The organism is Terriglobales bacterium (assembly GCA_035764005.1).
GTDB lineage: Bacteria > Acidobacteriota > Terriglobia > Terriglobales > Acidobacteriaceae > Gp1-AA112.
This window is the reverse complement of record DASTZZ010000110.1, coordinates 18,485-39,333: the sequence shown is the minus strand read 5'-3', so window position 1 is coordinate 39,333 and position 20,849 is coordinate 18,485. Positions and strand designations below refer to the sequence as shown.

Here is a 20,849-nt window from a genome sequence, read left to right as displayed (position 1 = left end):
CACATCTCACATCGATGTCATTTCCTTATCGCGAAACGCTCTTCCGGAAAATCGGCGATAGCCTGAGGCTATGCCCGGGTTTCCCGTCCCCGATTTGCCACCTTCAGCAGCAAAAAATCTGACTTCTTTGCTTCCCTTGACGGTTGATAGGAGTCCAAGGTATCCTCCTGTCGATTATTGACAGGAGTGATATGGGGAAACCAACAGATCTCGTCCAGGGGACGTTGGACGTCCTGATTCTGAAGACGGTCGCGCTGCAGCCGATGCATGGATGGGGCATTGCGCAGCGTATCCGCCAGATTTCCAACGAAGTCCTGCAAGTCGGGCAAGGCGCGCTCTATCCCGCGTTACACCGGCTTGAGCAGCATGGTTGGATACAGGCCAAGTGGGGCGAATCAGAGAACAATCGTCGCGCAAAGTACTACTCGCTCACGCGCGATGGAGCCAAGTATTTACGCCAACAGCAGGCACAGTGGAAACGACTCTCTGGGGCGATCGATCTCATCCTCGAGACTTCTTAACAGTACAGGTGGAATATGCGCTGGTATTACCAAGTCCCGCTTCGGATGCGTTCGCTCTTCCGCAGAGAACAAGCTGAGCACGAGCTTCACGAGGAGATCGAGTTTCATCTCCAAAGTTTAGTCGAGCAGTATCGCGCACAGGGAATGACGCTGGAAGCTGCTCGTATCGCCGCTCGCCATGAAATGGGACATCTTGAGCCAATGAAGGAGGAATGCCGCGAGGCGCGCAACGTGAACTTCATTGAGAATGTCCTCAAAGATCTGCGTTTTGGCCTGCGCATGCTGCGGCGCAGTCCGGGATTCTCGGCGCTGGCGATCCTCTGTCTCGTATTGGGAATTGGCGCGAATGCGGCGGTGTTTAGCTGGATCGAAGGTCTTCTGCTGCGTCCCTATCCGGCAGTAGCTCACCAGGATAGATTGTTCGTGCTCGCTGGAACCGCTCGCGGCACGCCTGGCTTTGATGCTGTCTCCTGGCCCGATTTTCTTGACTTCCGGAGAAGTTGCACACTTTGTGAATCGCTCATCGCCGAGAAGATCATGGGCGCCGCGCTTAGCATTGGCGATCGCGCGGAGTGGGATACGGGCAGTCTTGTCTCCTCCAACTATTTCGATGCAATGGGCGTGTCTCCCATTCTGGGACGCGGCTTCAGGCCGGAGGAAGACTACGGCCGCAATGCGCATCCGGTAACAGTGATCAGCTATCAGCTATGGCAGACTCGGTTTCACGGCGATCCCAACATCATCGGTAAAACGCAGATGCTGAATGGCTTGCCGCACACGATCGTTGGTGTTGCGCCGAAAGGTTTTTATGGAACGTTCGTGGGATATTCCTGGCAATTCTGGGTTCCCATCTCCATGCAGGAGCGCTTCGAACCCGGTGGATACAAGATGGAAAATCGCGGCGAACGCTGGATCGAAGGCTTCGCTCGATTGAAGCCGGGTTTCACGGTGGAGCAAGCTCAGGCTGAAATGTCTGCGATTGCGCAGCATCTGGAGAACAGCTATCCCACAACCGACAAGGGACAGGGCATTAAGCTGTTGCCTTTGTGGAAGGCGCCGTTCAACGGCTCTTCTCTTATGCTTCCCACTTTGGGCATCGCGCTGGGCATCGGCGCGTTTGTGCTGCTGATCGTGTGTGCGAATGTCAGCAATCTGCTTCTGGTCAAATTCATCGCGCGACGGCACGAGATCACTGCCCGTCTCGCGCTGGGTGCTGCGCGCAGCCGCATTCTGCAGCAGCTTTTGACCGAAGGCCTGATTCTCTCCCTCATCGGAGCTTCCGGAGGAATCGTGCTGGCCTACTGGTGCCGAAACCTGATGGCTTTCCTTATTCCTTCCCGCGGCGTCCCTGTTTTTATGCCTGGACGCATGGATTGGCGAGTGCTCGTCCTGACTGTCGGCGTTTGTCTGGTCACTACCGTGTTGTTCGCGCTCGTCCCGGCGTTCGAAAGCCGCAAGGTAGATATCGCTTCGGCGCTCAAATCCGAATCGGGAACTGTAGCCGGCGGACGAGCGCGCATCCGTGCCGGTTTGGTCATTATTCAGGTATCGCTCAGCTTTGTGCTTCTGGTGGGAGCAGGTCTCGTTCTTCTGAGCCTCAATAAGATTCGTACAGGAAGCCTGGGCTTCTCCGTGGACGGCGTGTTGAACACCGCCGTGAACCTGATGGCCTCAGGATACGACACGCAGCGGGCAAAGAACTTTCAGGATGCATTTATGGAGCGCGTGCGGGCGCTCCCAGGAGTCGAATCGGCAGCCTATGCGCGCGTGACGCCGTTCAGTTACCGCACTTACGCATCCGCTCCGATTGCGGTCGATGGATATCAGGCTGCGCCCAACGAGCAGCCGGCGGTGGAGTACAACGAAGTTGGCCCCGATTATTTTCAGACGGTCGGGATTCCGCTGATCTCCGGCCGCGAGTTTACCCGTGCTGACAACGAAAGCTCGCTGCCGGTCGCGATTGTCAACGACGTGATGGTCACGCAGTACTGGCATGGCGAAGACCCCATGGGCAAGCGTCTTCAGGCAAATGGCCACTGGTTAGAGATAGTCGGCGTGGCAAAGGTCTCTAAGTACCGCAGCATTGTGGAGACGCCGCAGCCGCTCTTCTACGTGCCGTTGCGCCAGCATTTCGCGCCAACCGTTGGATTGAATATTCGAACCCAGCAGCCGCCCGACGTGATCGCACGGGCGCTGGCTCGCGAAGTTCATGCGCTCGATCCTAACCTTGCGCCCTATGAAGTAATCACCATGCGGGAGCAAGTCGAGCGCGCGACGCAATTGCAGCGCGTAGCAGTAACGCTGCTCAGCGTTTTCGGTGGACTCGCCGTGCTGCTGGCCGCCATTGGCCTCTATGGCGTGATGTCATACGCAGTATCGCAAAGCGCACGCGAGCTGGGAGTGCGTATGGCGTTGGGCGCGCGCGCAGCCGACCTGCTGCGCATCGTTGTGTCTCAGGGCCTGGGCTTGCTGGGCGCAGGAGTCATCCTCGGCGGCATCATCGCATGTGCAGGCACTCGTCTGCTCGGGTATTTGCTATATGAAGTGAGCCCGCGCGATCCGCTGGCGTTCATCTCGGCCTTTGCGATCATGCTGCTTGCATCCGTGACAGCTTGCCTATTGCCGGCATGGCGCGCAACGCGCACTGATCCGGTACGAGCTTTGAGGCAATAACCTACTTCACGGGCACGATTTGGCGATGAAAGTTCCCCAGTTTGCGAGCAGGGTTAACTGCGCCTTCCTTCACCACTCCGGCGGCCTTGCGCAGAGCGTCGGATTTGGGAGATGATGTCCGGGCTTACCGGAAGCATCCTGTCCGCGGAAATGGGCTTAGCCCACCGGCCTTTCGTTTCAAGTGAGTCAACCTGACTTCCTGCCCAACGCGTGCGGACCATGGGCGCATTTCCAGGAGGAAAGGTTATGGCTACAGTCTCGCGAGGTCTGCCTGAGCGGCCTCATCTCGATGTTCCGAAACGGGAAGCGCGCGAGCTTCTCGACCAATGCCGGCAAGGTCATCGTGACGCGCTGGAGCGCATTCGGCGCCGCCATCCTAAATTCAAGGATCTTGCCGACGACTCGGCAATTGCCGCTAATCTTAAGTTAAGCGACGCGCAACTCGTTATCGCGCGCGAATATGGCTTATCAAACTGGGCTGTGCTCAAGCGGCGCATTGAAGCACACGGTGTTGCAGGTGCGCTCCGCGTCGCCATTCAGGACGATGATCGCGAGAAGGTAGTCGCGATCCTGCGCGCAAATCCTGAGATGCTGCATCTGCCGCTGTGGAGCGGCAACTGGGGACCTCCGATGAGCCACGCCGCCAATCTCGGACGGCTGGAAATTATTCGCGCGTGTGCCGAGCTTGGCGCGCGCGACTATCAGCACGCTTTCGATCGTGCGGTGCTTCAGGGAAAAATCGAGTGCGCGCGCTGGCTGCATGAGCACGGCGCGAAAGTTATGCCGGGCATCATCATGGGAGCGTGTGAAACTCTCAACGCGGCAGGCATTCGGTTGCTGGTGGAATTGAACGCACCTTTTACAAATGCGGATGGCGATCGTCTCGCTCCATTGGCTTTGGTGCTCGAAACTTATGCGCGTAATCCTGCCGGAAAGCACGAGATTCTGCGACTCTTCATTGATCGCGGGTACGAGTTGCCGGACGCGCCGATGATGGCGTTCCATTGCGGAGATCTTTCGCAATTAGAGAAGCATCTACGTGCCGATCCGCAATTGATGGAACGCCGGTTCAGCTTGAGCGAAATTTATCCGACAGAGTGTGGCTGCGCAAAAAATGGGCAATCGGGATTGCACTGGACGCCAATCGACGGCACCACATTGCTGCACCTGGCGATTGATTTTTGTGAGCGCGAGATTTTCGACTGGTTGCTCGCCCGCGGCGCGGATATTAATGCCCGCGCGACCGTCGATCGAGATGGTTTCGGCGGACACACTTCATTATTCAACGCCGTGGTGTGTGGACCGTGGCAGGACACGGCAATGACACGCTCTCTGCTTGAGCGTGGCGCTGCACGAAGTACACGAGCGAGTCTACGGAAGTTTCTCGACTGGATCGAGAATCCACATTGGCACGAGGCGCGCAATGTAACTCCCGCCGAGTGGGCCCGCGGATTCCCGCAGAAGAATTGGGTGAATGCCGAGGCTTTGGAACTTCTCGATTAAGAACAGTTGGCCGACACTGCTCGTCGCACTTTGCCGTTGGTGGTTGTCACCAGTTTCGCGTGACGGCGGCGATGATTTTGCCGAGCGCATCTACGTCGCGGACGTCGATAACCTCGGCGGGCGAGTGCGAGTAACGCAGAGGCCAGCCCAGGGCCACGTCAGTTGTTCCGTATAAAAGGAAAGTTGCGCCATCGTTTCCTCCGCCGGTGACGCCGTATTGAGCTGCGATGTTGTTGGTCCGGGCTATGCTCAGCACTCGATCGACCGACTTTTCCGGCACGATGTTTGAGTTGTCGACTGCTCGAATCACGAAGCCGCGGCCGATGGGGGCGTCGGCGAAGCGCTTCGATTCCAGTGGCGAGTCTGCGCTCACAAACGTGTCGATCGCGAAGACGACGGTTGGAGTTTTTCCGCTTGCGGCAAAATCCTTGGCGGCTCCGGCGGCGCCGAACAGACCGAGTTCCTCGCGCGTGGACCAGATCAAGGTTACGTCGCGGTCGGAAAACTTCGGAGCGGAGGATTGTCCGCCGAGCGCCCATGCGGCCTCGACGAGTGCCGCGCAGCCGACGCGGTCATCCAAAGCTCGCGCACTTGCCCGCGTACCGAACAGCTTGCGGTAGGTCTTGGGAATCGTGACAAAATCTCCTACTTTGATTCCCAACTGCGCCACCTGCTCGGGGCTGGTTGCGCCGACGTCCATGTGAAAGACCTGATTGCGGCCACGCGGCCACTGGAAGTCGGGCTTGTCCCATCCGTCAGGAAGTTCCAGCACGCCGGGGTGCATGCCGTTCGACGAATGCACCAGCGCAGCGTGGCCGAGAAAATATGCGAGCACGCCCGTGCCTTCTTCCTTCAGTTCGAGTCGGCCATCATCGAGGACAGAACGAACTTCGTAGCCGATCTCGTCCATGTGAGCGACGACGACGATCCTCTGTGCCGGATTGGGAGAAGCCGCCGGAAGATGTACGACCAGGTTTCCGGCATCGTCCGTTACCGGCTTGGCCCATGGCGGCAGCAGTTGCGTCACGGCGGCTCGCACATTTTGTTCGTGCTCGCTGGGGCCGTAGGTCTCGACCAGCTCACGCAGAACGCGCTCGACTGCGGGAGTTGTCTTCGGGCCAGTGGGAGCGGGCGGTTCGGGCAAAGTGGGCGCAGATTGCGCGTGATTCTGAGGCGTGGAGCCGAGATGCAAATCGATAAGGGATGCCAGTGAGACGACGTCCGCCGATTGCAGGATCTCGCCGGGCGTGGATGGCCACTCGGTTGCGACCGCAAGATGCACAGTTCGCTCCGGCAGCCTCGGCTGCAGCATGTAGCCGCCTCGCGGCAGCAGCGGCGCCGAGTAGTCGGTAGCGATTTTGATCTGATGTTCGGCGGCGAGCTTTGTAAGTTCTGCGGCCAGGCCGGTGGCATCGCTCTCGGGGTTTTCGCCGGCTAGCAGCACGCCGTCGCCCGGGCGGTGCTGGAATGATGGACTCGTCCCGCGCTGTCCGGGAATTGCCGGCGCTCGCATGCGGCGGCCGATATAAATGACTTCGTCGGGATTGGTTTCATGGATTACGCGCTGCAGTCCGCGGGCGCCCAGCCATTGTTGCGTGACGAACGCGAAGGTCACCGATCCGGTGAGCCGTGTGGGATCCAGGTTGCGAATGACTTCGATTAGAGCAGCGGCGCCGAAGCGGTCTCCAATGGCTGGAGCTGTCCATCCGCCGTTGCCCATCTGGTAAAACTTGCGATCGATCGCGATCGGATTCAGAAGATCGACTCCGGCGGAGCGCGCTTCGCTCGCGCTGCTTGCGCCGACGTCGACGTAGATGTTGTCCAGATCGGCCGGAGATGGCGAGTGCTGCCGCTGGGGTTCGAGGTGAATGGAGAGGCCTGCGACCGATCCATTGATCCACGAATGTTGGCGCGTGCCGATCTTCACTGGCTGCGCGGAGTAAAGCTCGTTGAACAACGGAAGATTGCCCATCTGCGGCAATCGTTGCACGGTCACATAACCGTCGGAAGTGATGCCGCTCGCCACGAATCCGGGTTCGTCAATTGCGGTGACGATCAGACGATGAGGAGTGCCCGTTCCCAACGTAAAAACAACATTGCCCTGGTTATCGACTCGCGGAGAAAACGTCTTCAGCCTGGCCGCGATTGCGGTGGCTAATTGCTGCTCATAGCCGGCCACCGCGGGGGTCTCGACGAACGCGCGCGCGTCGTCCGCGAGGTTTCCTGAAATCGAAGCAGTTTGAGCGACGGTGAAGACGCCGGAGAGAAACACCAAACCGGCGAGCAAACGAGGCATTGTTAAAGCGCAAGTTCTGTTTCGCATGATCGATGAGTAGGTTCCCCGAACATGGTACAGAATCGAACTCGCTTCTCATATCCAAGCGCTACGATGCAACCGATCTTCGTATCGCTGAACCTGCCGGTCGGCCGCTTTCCTCGCAGGATTAACGCCTACGATGCGAGGTTGACTACAGTCCCTTATTCGCTCCAAATGCCACGCGGACTCCTGTGGTGAACAGCAGGTCATTGCCTTTGAGTCCATTTACCGGATCAGTGATGTAGCGGTCGCTCGCGTCGACTTGCCAGCTTAAGAATTTGCTGATCTTCGTAATTGCGGCGGTGTCGAAGACGACGCGGTAGTCTCCCATGCTGCTCAGGTCGGGATAGAACTCGAGGCGTTCCTTCACCGAAAATGCGCTCGAGAGTTTGTGATCGAATGACTCGCCGAGCAGCGCTTCGCCGGAGCGGCGCGTGAGCGTGGAGAAGTACTCCTGGTTCAGCGATCCGCCGGCGAAGATATCGAAGTTAGTAATGTCGGTCTTGACCAGGTGGTAGCCAAGGCCGCCGCCAAGTACGTTGCGCAGATCGAGTTGCTGGAAGCGATCATGGTCGAAGTCGGTGAAGGCAAAGGCGAATGTCCTGTCGCTCAGATTGAAATCGAAGCGCAAGCCGGCGTGAATGGCGCTGGCCGTAGTCAGCGAGACTCCGTTGGTTGTGCCGGAAGAATAAATAGAGTTGATAAAGGCGCTGGCTTTGTTCTTGTCGGTGATGCGCGTTGCGGTGGCGCCGATGGTGAAGTTGGTAGTGTCGGAGTTCCCGCGCGAGAGGCTCAGGCCAGAGTCGAGAAAGCCTCCCCAGGCGCCGTAGGCTCGCTGTTCCGATTCGGAACGCACGGTCTTCACGGCGTCTTTGTCGACGCTGACGGTACCGCCCGTCGAGGTCGCAACCTGAAGCTTGCCATCCGAAGTCGTGACCGGTCCCACGACCATCGAACCTGTCTTCGGCGTGACATACAGCGGCTGATCGGAGGAGATGGACTGAATGGCGTCCCACTTGATGGTGAGATCGCCGGCGTAATCGGTCTTGAGATTCAGACTCGTGCTATCCGCAGTGGTGATCGTGCCGGTGAGCCGATCTCCATTCTTGAGCGTGATTTGACCTGCCAGGACAAACGTAGAAACACAGCAAAGCCAGACGAAGACGAAGCAAGCGCGCGTAAACACAGGACCTCACAAGCACAACCCTTAGCACCTAAGTTGCTGAATTGCACTCGCGAGTTGCCACGGTGCGCAGTAGTGGTCTCTATTTCAATTCGGGAGCGCGATTGTCCAGCACCTGATATTTTGTCAATGCAGATCTGCGTCTTCACCATTCTCGCTCACTGCAAATGCGACCAGGAGTCCGGATTGAGAAATCCAGAGTTTGAAGTTGTCGCTGGTTTGCAGTTTTCTGGCTTGAACTTCGTGTCCTAAAATCGCGATCTTCTCTGTACCGATCACGCGTACCGTTTGTTTTTCCGGTATGGTGAGCTTGATCTTGTTTTTGTCTGTATCGTCCTCGTCCAACCAAACTAACGGCACGTCGACGGAAGAAACGGAAGCCTTCAGTACCTGGTTGCCGATGCCGGCCAAAAACCACGCAAAGTCTAAACCATAAAATTCATTCGGCATGAAGCAGTAGGGACGCTCGATCGAGAGCTTAGCATTCGACTGCGTCCCGTTGAAATCGGACTGACAGTCGGCCAATGTGTCGGAAAATGTGCAATCCAACGCGATCTGACGAGGCTGCTTGCCTAAGCGGACTCGAAATGCGAGAGGCTGCCATTTGCGATCGAAACCGAACGTCTGTTGGACGGTTTGCCCCAGAGACCCTTCCTGGGGTTTCTTCCCAACCGCGGTGGTAACTTCGTAATTTCCCTTCGAATCCAGGCTGAGTGTCCAGCTATCGGTCCAGCTGGCGTCTTGTCCAAGCGCGGAGTATTGTCCGCGAGCAACTGCATTCGTCTGGCTAAACGACCCTAAAGGGAACAAGAGCAGAACAGCGAGAAATACCACAGCTTTATCGATAAACATGTATTCAGCACTGAGGGCTGAGTATAGCGCAAGGCTTTACCGCGCCAGCAACTCGTTCGCTTTCAGCGGACGGAGCCCGAAGGCCGAAGTTGGGTAGCCGCCTTATGAGGTGTGTCTCTAAGCTTGAGATTCTGTTTCTTCCTTAATTATTCAAAGCGCAAAGCAGTCATCGGGCTGACCTTCGTTGCGCGCCGTGCAGGAAACCACACAGCTACGAATGCGACTGCACTCAACAACAGCAGCGTGATTACGAACGCGGCTGGATCGAGCGCTTTGACGCCGAAGAGCAGGGTCGCGAGGAAATGCGTGAGCCACAGCGCTCCAGCAATTCCAATTACGATTCCTATACCGGCCAGAAGCATGCCCTGGCGGATGACCATATTGCGGATGGTCGATGTTTGCGCACCCAGTGCCATGCGGATTCCCAGTTCCTGCGTACGCTGCTGCACCGAGTACGCCATGAGTCCGTAGATTCCGATCGCCGCTACCAGCAGCGCCGATGCTCCGAAAATCGTGAGCAGGAGCATGTTGAAGCGCTGGCGAGAAGTGGTGGTGACGACGATCTCGTCCATGCTGCGAATGTGCGCGATGGGGAGACCGCCGCTGGCGTCGCGCAGAGCGATCGCGATCGCCTTGGCCAGCGGATGCGGCTCCTGCGGGCTGCGCACGATCCACCAGAGCGGGGTGATGCGCGAGTTGAGGGCAGTGACTTTGTCCGGCATCTGCGCGATGGGGATATACATGGTCGGAGCGGGATTGCGATCGAGGCCGTTGCCACGCATGTCGCCTGCGACGCCGACGATCTGGCGCGCCGGCTCGACGAACACTGGTCCGACATTGGCGCCGATGAGCAGACGGTCTCTAAGCGGATCGCTATTTGGCCAGAACTTCTTCGCCATTGCCTCATTGATGATTACGACGCCCGGCGCCGAGCCGTCATCGTGTTCGGTGAAGCTGCGCCCGCGCACAATGGGAACTTTGAAAACATCGAAGTAGCTCCACGAGATCGGCGTGTATCCAGCGCCGCCGCTGTTCGGATCCTTCCCTTTTGGGCGGCCCACGATGTCGAAAGGCAAGCCGAATCCGCCTTGAAGCGGAAGGCAGCAGGCCGCAGCGGCGGTGCTCACGCCGGGAACATTCAGCAGACGCTCGGTGCCATCGCGAACAATCTGGGCAACGCCGGCAGTCTTCTGGAAACGCTCGCCGCTGAGCGACATTGCCATCGTTAGCACGTTATGCGTGTCAAATCCAGGATCGACTGCCTGCAGCTTCATGAACGTCCGAATCAGCAGACCGGCGCCCACAACCAGCACCAGCGCAAGCGCAACTTCGCCGATTACCAATATGGAACGGACTTTGCCGGTCCGCAGTCCTACTCCTGCCTGACTGCTGCTCTCCTTGAGCGCGCTCGCCAGGTTGATACGCGAAGTGCCGATGGCGGGGAAGAGACCGAAGAGAATGCCGGTGAGTACGGAGATGCCGAACGTGAACAGCAGAACGTTGAGATCGAGGCTCACTGCCGAGCCGTCGGGACCGATGCGAGGAATGCCTCCGGGGCTGACGGCCAGCAGCAGACGCACTCCGATGAATCCGAAGATAAGTCCGAAGAATCCTCCCAAAAGCGAAATAGCCAAACTCTCGGTGAGCAACTGCCGAATGATGTGCCCGCGGCCGGCGCCCAGCGCGGCCCGCGTAGCTAGTTCGCGCTGACGCGCGGAGGCCCGAATAAGAAGAAGGTTAGCGACGTTTGCGCACGCGATCAGCAGTACGAAGGTGACGGCGCCGAGCAGAACGAGCAGCGAGAGACGCGTGTCACCGACCATGACATCCTGCAGTTTCTCAACACCGAAACCGCCCTTTGGTCCTAATCCGCCGGGATACGTTCGGCGGAATTGATCTGCGGCCAGCTTCAGTTCGGCGTTCGCCATCTCCACTGTGACGCCTGGTTTCAATCTTGCGGCGACGCGGAAGTAATGGGCCATGTCGCGCGAGTTGAGGTCGAATTGATAAGGCAACCAAAGATCTGTGGGAGTTTCGGTCTCGAACTTTGGTCCAACAACGCCGACTACGAGGTATGGCTGCCCGTCGAGTTGAATGTTAGTGCCGACGATACCAGGATTCGCGCCGAAGCGTCGCTTCCAGAGTCCATAGCTAAGGACCGTTTCGCGACCACCGTTCGGGCTATCCTCTGCTGCGGTAAATACACGGCCATTAATAATCGGCGCGCCGAAGAGACGAAAGTAGTCTTGCGTTACATGTACTGCTTCGAGTTGTTCAGGATCGCTGCCGCCGGTCAGATTGAGTCCGGCGCCGGCCTGGTCGAAGGCAGCGACAGCATCGAAAATGCCCGTCTGCTGATGCCAGATGTTGAATTTCGGAACATTGGCGCCGGGAAACGATCCCTGCGGGCCAGTGTTCATGAGCATTACCAGCGACTGCGGATCCGGATAGCTCAGGGGCTTCAGCAGCACGGTGTTGATCACCGAAAAGACGGCGGTGTTCGCGCCGATACCAACCGCGATTACCAGCACCGCAATCACGGCGAAGCTCGGTACCTTCGCAAGCGAGCGCAGCGCAAAACGAAAATCGCGTCCGGCATCTTCGAGCCAGGAAAACGAACGGCTTTCCCACACGCGCTCGGTGTTGGCCGCAGGTTTGCGGGAATCATCTTTATTGCCGGCGGTGCTGGGATGATCAACGCTCACAACAAGCTGTTCTCCAATCCACGTCACGCGCTGCTCCGGAATGCGTGATGGCGTGCATTATGGTCGCAAAAGGGTGCTTCTGCAATCAGACGTGCGGCTGGCCAAAGGGTGAGTGCGTCGGCGATGAACTCCGCCAAACTTGGGACAGCGGAAGAAGGCCTGTCGATGGCATCAAAGACTGACATTCCGCAGACGCAGCGAGTTGGCGATTACTGATACGGAACTCAAGCTCATAGCTGCGGCAGCAAAGATCGGATTCAATGTCGCATGGAACAGCGGATACAGAACGCCCGCAGCAAGTGGAATACCGGCAGTGTTATAGACAAAAGCAAAGAACAGATTCTGGCGGATGCTGCGCATTGTAGCTGCGCTAAGCTTACGGGCCCGCATGATGCCGCGCAGGTCGCCTTTCAGCAGCGCAATGTCGCCACTCTCGAGGGCAACGTCGGTTCCGGTGCCCATGGCGATGCCGACCTCGGCTTGCGCGAGCGCAGGGGCGTCGTTAATTCCATCGCCGGCCATGGCCACACGCTTGCCACGGCTCTGCAGCTCGCGCACAAGTTCCGCCTTGCGCGCCGGCAACACCCCTGCCTCGATCTGATCGATGCCAACCTGTCGTGCGACGCTCTCGGCCACAGCGCGGTTATCGCCGGTCGCCATCACCAGATTGATTCCAGCGTTGCGCAGGTTCTTCACCACTTCCGCTGTCGATAAGCGAATAGGATCGGCAATAGAAATCATTGCTGCGGGATTTCTGTCGAGCGCGACAAGGACAGTGGTCTGAGGCATGGCTGGACTCGATTGTTGCGCGTTGCTTTGCTCGCCTTGCCGAGCAATTTTGCCGGGACTACCAATGGCAATGGTTACAAGTCGCTCTCGAAATCTGACCTTAGCCCTGACTCCTTTTCCTGGCTCGGAACTAAAGTCGGAAACAGGACTCAGCGATAGGTTTCTCTTCTTGGCCGCGCGAACGATAGCACTGGCCAGAGGATGTTCACTGTGGGATTCAACGCTTGCCGCGATCTGCAGAATGTCATCTTCTGAATACGCCTCTTTCGCTCCGGTCAGGTGGATTTCCGTCACTTCCGGTTTGCCTTCAGTGAGTGTGCCGGTCTTGTCGACAACGAGCGTGTCCACTTTTTCCATCGATTCGAGGGCGCGCGCGTCGCGCACCAGAACTCCGTGTCTTGCGCCCTGGCCGGTGCCGACCATAATTGCCATCGGTGTCGCCAATCCGAGTGCGCAGGGGCACGCGATGATCAGGACCGACACCGCGCTCACCAGCGCATGAGCGAAGCGCGGCTCGGGGCCAAAGAAAAGCCATCCGAAAAACGCCGCGACCGCGCAAGCAATCACCGCAGGAACAAAGATCGCAGCGACACGGTCAGCGAGACGCTGAATCGGAGCGCGGCTCCGCTGGGCACTCGCAACCATACTGACGATCTGGGCCAGAAGTGTTTCGCTGCCGACGCGCTCGGCACCGATGAGCAGCGATCCATTGGAATTCAGCGTTCCCCCAATTACCTTGTCTCCCGACTGCTTCAGAACGGGAAAGGATTCGCCGGTGACCATCGATTCATCCACGCTGCTTTTGCCATCTTCCACCCGGCCATCAACGGGCACTTTTTCTCCCGGTCGCACGCGTAGACGATCGCCGACGGCGACTTGTTCCAGAGGAATATCGGTCTCGCTGCCGTCGCGAGCGACGCGTCGTGCCATTTTGGGAGTGAGATCGAGCAGCGCGCGGATGGCGCTGCTGGTCTGCTTGCGGGCTCGCAGTTCCATGACTTGTCCAAGCAGGACGAGCACGGTAATCGCGGCGCTGACTTCGAAATAAACGTCCCCGCGGCCTGCACCGTGAGCGATTTGTGGGAGCAGATCCGCCGGCAGGATGGTCACGACGAGGCTGTAGAGGAAGGCAACGCCGGTGCCCATCGCAATTAGCGTGAACATGTTGAGATTGCGCGTGCGCAGCGAGTTCCAGCCGCGCTCGAAGAACGGAGCGCCTCCCCAGAGAACGACGGGAGTGGCCAGGGCAAGCTGCAGCCAGGCAGAGGCTCGCGACATTTCAAGGTGGTGCAGCCATCCTGAGCTGAGCATGCCTCCCATGCTGATGATCAGCAACGGCACAGTAAGCACCACGCCAATCCAGAAGCGCAAAGTCATGCTGCGAAGTTCGGTGTCGTCTTCAACCGGAGCTGAGGCCGAGGTGATGCGTGGCTCGAGCGCCATGCCGCATTTGGGACAGGATCCGGGCTTGTCGGAAACGACCTCCGGATGCATGGGGCAGAAGTACTCGGTCTTCGCCGCCGGCAGAAGCTCGGGTTCCAAGGCCATTCCGCATTTGGGACAGGAGCCAGGCTTGTCGGAGCTGACTTCCGGATCCATCGGGCAGAAATATTTTGTTGAACTGGGAGTAGCCGACTGCGATACAGGCGCGTGCTTGCTCGGAGCCGGTCTTAGTTGAACGAGGCCCGACGCCTTCGGTTTTGGCGCGAGATATTGCTGCGGGTGCGCCTCAAACTTCTGCGCGCAATGAGCACAGCAAAAGTAATACTGCTTGCCTGCATACTCGCGCACAGCCGCTGCGTTGTCTAGATGGACCGTCATTCCGCAAACGGGATCGATGCTCGTCTTCGTGATTTGATCGGTATTATCCATCTGTTCTTCCTGCGAGACAGCCTTACCGTGAGTGCTTGTAAAACAGCTCCGTCAACTCTTCGTAAGTGCGCTGGGCTTTCCTTTCATCGCCCGAACGCAAGGCCTCGGTCGCGCAATGCTGCAGGTGTCCGCGCAAGAGGACGCGCTCGATCGAACGGAGTGAGGCGTGGACAGCCGACATCTGTTCCAGAATCTCCGGACAATAGCGCTCGTCTTCCACCATTTTCTGCAATCCGCGCACCTGGCCTTCGACGCGGCGTAGGCGAACCTGCAGATTCTTCTTTATCTCCGGATCCTCGGCGGAGCCGTGAGCATGCTCTGATTTGGGTTTCATGACCACTATTCGCCTGCCAGGTACTTATATTGCGCCTCGTTGAGAGGAACAACGCTGAGGCGCCCCTGCTTCACGAGAGGCGAATCGGCGAATGATTTCTGCTGCTTGATTTCAGCCAGCGATCTTGGCTTGGCGATCGCTGAGCCCGCTTTGATCTGTACTTTCGGATTCTTTGCGTCAGAGGGATCGACAGATACCACCGACGCTGTCCCCACCGCGGTCTTCTCATCGCCAGTGTGATAGATCACCAGACGGTCGCCCGGCTTCATCGCTCGCATGTTCCTGAGTGCAACCGGATTGGTAACGCCGTCCCAAATCGTTGTCTTGTCACGTTGCAGATCGGCGAATGAGTAAGAGCTGGGTTCGGTCTTCAGGAGATAGTTCATCGGGAATTACGCCTCGCTTTCATATACCTTATACCCCCAATGGGTATATACGTCAAACCGGCCGAGCTGCGATGCTGGTACTCTCGTAAAAGAACTCCGAGGAGGGAAGACCGATCGCATGACCCAGCTCGACGTGGTATTTCGCTATGGCACGCCGCCGGGAGAAAACGAATTGCGCGCAGTCACCTATGCGCGCGAAGTATATGGCATTCGCAGGATAGAGTTCGATGAGGAGCAGCAGACGGTCCGAGTGGAATATGACGCCACGCGCCTCAATGATGACATCGTGGCAGGCGTATTACGGCGTGCTGGACTGGACTTGAAGGAAAAAGTGGAACTCGTTTGAAATTGCTGCTAAGCTGCAGGGTTGCGCGCCAAAAAGTTGCCTAAATGCAACGAGACGCTCAAGAGATCCTCTGGCCGAGTAAGTCTCAAGAGCGTCCCAGTTGCGCGCCACTTCGTCTGCTATGGGATAGAGCATCCTCCTTGCCATCCTTGCGCCGACTCAAAACACAGGACTTAGCCCCTCTGCCCGCCTTCCCGGCGGGTAAACTTTTCTGACTCCAAAGTCCCGTAGTGTAGCTTTTGCCCGACGCTGCACAAGGTATGTTGCAGGTTGCCTTGGGCGTCCCAGTGGGCACGGTTAGGAGAGCACCATCGATAGGGCACTCTCCGGTGATTCTCTTGAGTGCTAAATTTTCAAATCACGAAATACGTTAGAGACAAACTGTCGGAAGCGTTGCTCTGTTCTTTGTTCTTTATGCGTTACGCAGCAAAGACGTAACAGACCTGCATCATTGCGGTGATCGCGTCTGTGTCCTTTTCGTCCGTTTCATTGGTCGCATCTGCTGTTCTCAATTCTGCTAAGCGCCGTCCCGGTGCTCCTTGTGTTTGCGCTTGCGCTTGTCGAGATATGCATGGATAATGCATATCAATACATATGCGCACAACACTCAACATTGATGATGCGTTACTCGAAGAAGCGGCCCGGCTCAGCGGCATTGGAGAAAAGACTGCCGTAGTTCGAGCGGGCCTGGAGGCGCTCATCGCGCGAGAGAGTGCAAAGCGCCTCGCCGCCATGGGAGGCAGTGAACCGCGTATTCGGCGCGTGCATCGGCGGCGCCTCCAGCCGCGCAAATCCCATTTGCATGCTGATTGACACCTCAGTATGGGTCGACCACTTGCGACAGAGCGATCCGATTCTGACGCGACTTCTGAGTCAAGGAGAAGTAGAGTGTCACCCCTTTATCGTCGGGGAGTTGTCGCTGGGCAGCCTGCGGCGTGGCTCTGAAATCTTGCGGCTGCTGAAGCGGCTCCCACACGTGCGTTTGGCCAGTCATGACGAGGTCCTGAGCTTCGTCGATGCGCACCAATTGCCTGGTCGGGGAATCGGATGGCTCGACGTCCATCTGCTGGCTTCAACTGCCATGGATCGGACGACACTATTGACGCGGGATGGGCGCCTTGCGGAAGTCGCAGAAGCGCTCGGGTTAGCTGCGCATCCTTGACTTCAAAAGCTCTGGATGAAAGGGTATGGCGCGCCCTGACAGATTCGAACTCCCGACCTTCTGATTCGTAAGGGGACTTGCGGAGTATGGCGGGCAATCGCGGTGTTTCGCGGTGCTAAGAAATCAAGGCGTTTACGTCCTGTCGAGTTGTACCGTTTTGCCCTGAGTTGTACCCCTTTCGGGCACAGAACAGGCACACTAGTACGACGGCGGAACGTCAGAATGAATGCCGTTGTACACCATCAAGAAATACCGCAGAATGTCTCGCCCAACCAGTTTAAAGGAGGAAACGAAACTCAGGTCCGCCATCATCGGCGGGCTTTTTCTATGTCCTGAATAAAGCTACAATCCCGCGAATGAACCGATTGCCGATACTCCTGCTCACAATCGCTTTCACCATAACAAGTACTGCCCAGCAACCAACGGGTCCACCTTCGGCGCAAGCTCTGCAACAACTCAAGAGGGATCCGGCAGAATATAGCGCTATAACGAAGGCGCTGGCCCAGAATGACATCTACTTGAAGATCGACGGGTTGAGACAATATCTCAGGCAGTATCCGAGATCAGCAGTGAAGGAACAGGCACTCGAGGAGCTGCTTATGGCCTACTGGTCTACAGTCAAGCCACCTCACAGCGGCCCGGCTACACAGAAAGTTCTATTCCAGATGATGCTTACCGCGAACAGTCTCTTATATGTGGATCCTGACAACCTCCGAGCGCTTGTGCTTATGGTCGACGAGAAAGAGACAGTGGCGAAAGAGACCAAAAGCGAGGAGCAAGCTGCCCAGCTACATTCCGATGCCATTGATCTGGCGAAGCGAGGCTTGAGGGTCTTAGCACATGCGCAAAAGCCGACAAATATGTCGGACGCTGCCTATGCGCAGTACATCTCCAAGGCCACGGCCACCTTTAATGCTGCATTAAGCGATGCAAGCATCCAGGCGAAGTGAACTGAGAACTCATCGTGTTCCCAGAGGATGTCGTTTGCAGTGCCCTGAAAGCTGGTGCGCATGGATTCGAGCACAGGCAATCCAGAAGATCTCGCCCGCATGATTGCAGACCGTAGCGACCTGCGATATGAACGCGCCGATGAGAACCGTAAGCCTGGATTCAGGTTTTGGCGGATCGAATGATGTCTTGCGAACGGGCACAATGCGCAGATTCGGGCACAGCAGAAGATTGCAAGTTGTTGAAAACATGGCGCGCCCTGAGAGATTCGAACTCCCGACCTTCTGATTCGTAGTCAGACGCTCTATCCAACTGAGCTAAGGGCGCGAGAATTGCGCAAGGAAAGAACAGCGGAGACAGAAAAAATTATAACAGAGCGCGAAACGCGGTCCTTCAATCTCACTGGTCGACCTCTTTGTAAGTAAGCAAACATTCCCACTCTGCCCGGCATCTCTGGTTCAATCGCTTTGTCCGCCGTGTCCCGAGGTGGACGCAGTTTCATTGCGGCAAAAACTGTGGAGAGGCGTAACATAAGCCCTGCACGGCCCGGAGTTGATCCCGATCTTTGTAAGGAGCACGGCGTATGAAAAGCTCCACCCGTATCGTTTCGACAGGTTCCATATTGGTTCTCGCGATGTGCCTGCCCGCTGTTGCCCAGCGCACTTCTGGAGGCAGCACCGGCGGTGGCAGCACAAGTGCTCCCAGCAGCAGACCTTCGACTCCCAGCGTGCAGCCCAGCATTCCGTCTCCGGGCACGAATTTCCCGAATCCGCAGACGCAGCGCCAGATCCTCTACATCTCCGGTTCTGTGGTCATGCAGGACGGCACACCGCCTCCGGAGCCGGTGGCCATCGAGCGTGTCTGCGGCGGCGCGGCGCACAAAGAGGGGTATACGGATTCGAAGGGTCGTTACCAAATCCAACTCGGGCAAAACTTTGAGCTGCAGGATGTTTCCGAAAGCAGCAATGTAAGCAGCGGTTTGGGCGGCATGAATGGCGGTTCCGGATTTGGGGGGCCGGGGGGTATGGGGATGGGCGGCGTGAGTCCGCGCGACCTTATCGGTTGCGAGGTTCGTGCCATGCTCCCGGGCTTTCAATCGACTACAGCGATGATCCGCGTCGAAGGAGCCTTTGGCGAGATTCGCATGGACACCATCACGCTGCAGCGTCTGGGCGGCGGCGAGGGCACAACCATCAGCCTGACCACGATGCAGGCCCCGAAGGACGCGCGCAAAGCCTACGACAAAGCGCAAAAAGATATTACGAAAAACAATCTCAAAGACGCCGAGAAGGAGCTGACGAAGGCCGTAGAGCAGTATCCGCGATTCGCCGCCGCCTGGGCTCTTTTGGGAATGATCCACCAGCAAAACAAGCAGAACGATGAGGCGTCGAAGGACTTCCAGCAGGCCATTAATGCGGACCCGCAATATGCGAAGCCTTATTTTGGTCTGGCGGTTATCGCTGCCACGCAACAGAATTGGAAGGACACGGTGCGCATGAGCGAGCAGGTGAATCGACTCGCCCCACTCGCTTATCCCGAGGCGTACTTCTTCGGCGGTGTCGCCAGTTACAACCTCGGCAACATGGACGACGCCGAGCGCAACATGCGCAAATATATCTCGCTCGACAATGAACACCGTCGTCCGGTGGCAGCGCTTTACCTGGGCGACATTCTTGCGCGCAAGCAGGACTACGCCGGAGCTGTCGAACAGGCTAAGGCGTATCTCGCACTGGCTCCGAACGCTCCGAATTCACCAGGCGTGCGAGAAAAGTTGAAGCAACTCGAACAACTCAGCGCCGCGCCGGCCAAGCAGCAATGAATTCAGCGCAGCACCTGTGAAGTTCGGTAACAAGGGGATTACAGCTCTACCGGAACGTCGAGCGAGCGCCACATATACCAGCTTGCGACTGAGCAGTAGGGACGCCAGGATTTGGCGATGCGCTCCATCGTCCTCGGCTTAGGCATTACCTTCATTCCATATGCCTTCCGTATGGCGCTGCGCACACCGTAATCGCCGGTCGGCAGGATATTCGGCCTCCGCAGAGCGAACATCAGGAACATGTGCGCAGTCCAGTCGCCGATCCCTTTTACTTGCGTAAGCTCGGCGATCACTTCTTCATCGGCCATTTGCGGAAAACGTTCGAACTCCACAAGTCCATCCCGCGTCTTGCGCGCAAGGTCGCGGATGTAGGTGAGCTTCTGCCTGGAGAGACCGAGCGAGCGCATTTGCTGAGGCCGCAGTTTCAGAATGGAATCGGGTGTAATCTCGCCGCCGGCTTTCGCCTGCAGACGATCGAAGATCGCCCGCGCGGCTTTGCCGTGCAGCTGCTGAAAGACAATCGAGCGCACCAACGCGCGGAAAGTGGGCTCGTGGTACTGCATAGCATAGGGACCGACGCGCTCGATGATGGAAGCGAGCACCGGATCGCCGGCGCGCAAGTGAGCGAGTGCGGCTTCCGCGCCATCCAGCGTTGCTGCGAGTGCCGCAGTAGAGCTCAGTTTTTGCTTGGTTGCAGCTTTCAATGTTCTTAGATTGTAGCCAATCCAGAACGGTACTTCTTCACATCTTTGTATTCTTTAGCCGCTGTCATTCCTCGCGCAGCCGCGAGCCGTTTAGGACCGTCACAGCTTTGTTTTGCTGCGCGGCGAACCTGTTTTCCGGCCCAGGGCAACAAAAGCAGATCCCCCGCTCCGCAGAATCAATGCGATGGTGGCACCAGCTTGTTTCGCGGCGGAGCGAGGGATGACAGTGGTTTAGGAAGGATGGCGGCTCAAAGAGATGGACGACGGTTATTGTGATGCCGAGCTGGCGGTGAGATGCGGTGCGATCTTCTGATACTCGTCTTCGCTCACCGCGCCCTTGCTGACAATCTGGTGCGCGCTTCGATACGGGCGGTCGGCAATGATGGCGTTCGCTCGTGCTTCATCGATGCCGGGCAATCCCATCAGCTCGGCTTTGCTGGCGGTGTTCACGTTCACCTGTGACGAACTCTTGTCGTTCATTCCTTCCTTCACGCCTTGAGCGGCTGCCGTGAGGTCGGTCTTGGCAACACTGGCGCCCTTCTTGATATTGCCAGCAGCCTCGCGTGCGTCCTGCTTTAGTTGCTCGGTTGCGTTTGCTGCCTGCTTGCGGGTGGTTGCAGGATCATTGGAGCAAGCCACTGAAATCAGGGCTACCGCAGACAGAATCGTAATGCCAATCTTAGTTCTCATACCTGCTCTGATTGGACGGACGATCATTCGGAACAGTTGCTCAGA

The 20,849-nt window shown here is 57.6% G+C and carries 18 protein-coding genes and 1 tRNA gene; 7 read left to right on the top strand and 12 right to left on the bottom strand.

The features are described 5' to 3' along the window. The first annotated feature begins 191 nt into the window (after positions 1 to 191). The 3 genes from VFU50_18095 to VFU50_18085 all read left to right on the top strand — a co-directional run bounded on the left by VFU50_18095 (position 192) and on the right by VFU50_18085 (position 4,697). On the top strand, positions 192 to 521 hold the full coding sequence (locus VFU50_18095) for a PadR family transcriptional regulator (protein ID HEU5234775.1): 330 nt from the start codon (positions 192 to 194) through the stop codon (positions 519 to 521). A 45-nt stretch (positions 522 to 566) separates the two neighbouring features. Further along, positions 567 to 3,194: an ABC transporter permease gene (locus VFU50_18090; protein HEU5234774.1), complete on the top strand. Its 2,628-nt coding sequence runs from the start codon at positions 567 to 569 to the stop codon at positions 3,192 to 3,194. 246 nt (positions 3,195 to 3,440) lie between these two features. Next, on the top strand, positions 3,441 to 4,697 hold the full coding sequence (locus VFU50_18085; protein HEU5234773.1) for an ankyrin repeat domain-containing protein: 1,257 nt from the start codon (positions 3,441 to 3,443) through the stop codon (positions 4,695 to 4,697). Between the two features lie 46 nt (positions 4,698 to 4,743). Here VFU50_18085 and VFU50_18080 read toward each other — a convergent pair whose 3' ends face one another. The 7 genes from VFU50_18080 to VFU50_18050 form a co-directional block, all read right to left on the bottom strand. After that, entirely contained in the window at positions 4,744 to 6,993 is a 2,250-nt protein-coding gene (locus VFU50_18080) for a M28 family peptidase (protein HEU5234772.1), read from the bottom strand. 172 nt (positions 6,994 to 7,165) lie between these two features. After that, positions 7,166 to 8,200 (bottom strand): DUF481 domain-containing protein, encoded by a 1,035-nt coding sequence (locus VFU50_18075; GenBank protein HEU5234771.1) that lies wholly within the window; start codon positions 8,198 to 8,200, stop codon positions 7,166 to 7,168. A 123-nt stretch (positions 8,201 to 8,323) separates the two neighbouring features. After that, positions 8,324 to 9,049: a hypothetical protein gene (locus tag VFU50_18070; protein HEU5234770.1), complete on the bottom strand. Its 726-nt coding sequence runs from the start codon at positions 9,047 to 9,049 to the stop codon at positions 8,324 to 8,326. Positions 9,050 to 9,195: 146 nt separating this feature from the next. Then, a complete protein-coding gene (locus tag VFU50_18065) occupies positions 9,196 to 11,781 on the bottom strand; it encodes an ABC transporter permease (protein ID HEU5234769.1) in 2,586 nt (861 codons plus the stop codon). Positions 11,782 to 11,925: 144 nt separating this feature from the next. After that, complete coding sequence (locus VFU50_18060) at positions 11,926 to 14,415, bottom strand: heavy metal translocating P-type ATPase (GenBank protein ID HEU5234768.1); 2,490 nt, start codon at positions 14,413 to 14,415, stop codon at positions 11,926 to 11,928. 22 nt (positions 14,416 to 14,437) lie between these two features. Further along, positions 14,438 to 14,749 carry a metal-sensitive transcriptional regulator gene (locus VFU50_18055; GenBank protein HEU5234767.1) on the bottom strand — a complete coding sequence of 104 codons (312 nt, stop codon included), beginning with the start codon at positions 14,747 to 14,749 and terminating at the stop codon, positions 14,438 to 14,440. 5 nt (positions 14,750 to 14,754) lie between these two features. Beyond that, positions 14,755 to 15,135: an EVE domain-containing protein gene (locus VFU50_18050; protein ID HEU5234766.1), complete on the bottom strand. Its 381-nt coding sequence runs from the start codon at positions 15,133 to 15,135 to the stop codon at positions 14,755 to 14,757. Between the two features lie 118 nt (positions 15,136 to 15,253). Between VFU50_18050 and VFU50_18045 the strand changes: the two genes are divergently transcribed. Together VFU50_18045 and VFU50_18040 are read left to right on the top strand one after the other, a co-directional pair. Beyond that, on the top strand, positions 15,254 to 15,481 hold the full coding sequence (locus VFU50_18045; GenBank protein ID HEU5234765.1) for a hypothetical protein: 228 nt from the start codon (positions 15,254 to 15,256) through the stop codon (positions 15,479 to 15,481). 594 nt (positions 15,482 to 16,075) lie between these two features. Continuing rightward, the gene (locus VFU50_18040) at positions 16,076 to 16,294 is read left to right on the top strand and encodes a type II toxin-antitoxin system VapB family antitoxin (GenBank protein HEU5234764.1); all 219 of its coding nucleotides are present in this window, start codon (positions 16,076 to 16,078) and stop codon (positions 16,292 to 16,294) included. 4 nt (positions 16,295 to 16,298) lie between these two features. Here VFU50_18040 and VFU50_18035 read toward each other — a convergent pair whose 3' ends face one another. Beyond that, positions 16,299 to 16,544 carry a hypothetical protein gene (locus VFU50_18035; GenBank protein HEU5234763.1) on the bottom strand — a complete coding sequence of 82 codons (246 nt, stop codon included), beginning with the start codon at positions 16,542 to 16,544 and terminating at the stop codon, positions 16,299 to 16,301. A 455-nt stretch (positions 16,545 to 16,999) separates the two neighbouring features. Between VFU50_18035 and VFU50_18030 the strand changes: the two genes are divergently transcribed. Continuing rightward, on the top strand, positions 17,000 to 17,593 hold the full coding sequence (locus tag VFU50_18030) for a hypothetical protein (GenBank protein ID HEU5234762.1): 594 nt from the start codon (positions 17,000 to 17,002) through the stop codon (positions 17,591 to 17,593). A 9-nt stretch (positions 17,594 to 17,602) separates the two neighbouring features. Here VFU50_18030 and VFU50_18025 read toward each other — a convergent pair whose 3' ends face one another. Both VFU50_18025 and VFU50_18020 read right to left on the bottom strand, forming a co-directional pair. After that, the gene (locus VFU50_18025; protein ID HEU5234761.1) at positions 17,603 to 17,842 is read right to left on the bottom strand and encodes a hypothetical protein; all 240 of its coding nucleotides are present in this window, start codon (positions 17,840 to 17,842) and stop codon (positions 17,603 to 17,605) included. After that, positions 17,842 to 17,918 (bottom strand) — tRNA-Arg (locus VFU50_18020). Before VFU50_18020 ends, VFU50_18025 begins: the two co-directional genes overlap by 1 nt. Positions 17,919 to 18,174: 256 nt before the next feature. Here VFU50_18020 and VFU50_18015 point away from each other — a divergent pair. After that, positions 18,175 to 19,410, top strand: coding sequence for a tetratricopeptide repeat protein (locus tag VFU50_18015; protein ID HEU5234760.1), 1,236 nt, complete (start codon positions 18,175 to 18,177; stop codon positions 19,408 to 19,410). A gap of 38 nt (positions 19,411 to 19,448) precedes the next feature. On the opposite strand, the gene VFU50_18010 is transcribed toward VFU50_18015, so the two are convergent. Together VFU50_18010 and VFU50_18005 are read right to left on the bottom strand one after the other, a co-directional pair. Continuing rightward, on the bottom strand, positions 19,449 to 20,114 hold the full coding sequence (locus VFU50_18010; GenBank protein ID HEU5234759.1) for a DNA-3-methyladenine glycosylase: 666 nt from the start codon (positions 20,112 to 20,114) through the stop codon (positions 19,449 to 19,451). A gap of 267 nt (positions 20,115 to 20,381) precedes the next feature. Next, complete coding sequence (locus VFU50_18005) at positions 20,382 to 20,804, bottom strand: helix-hairpin-helix domain-containing protein (protein ID HEU5234758.1); 423 nt, start codon at positions 20,802 to 20,804, stop codon at positions 20,382 to 20,384. Between the last annotated feature and the right edge of the window lie 45 nt (positions 20,805 to 20,849).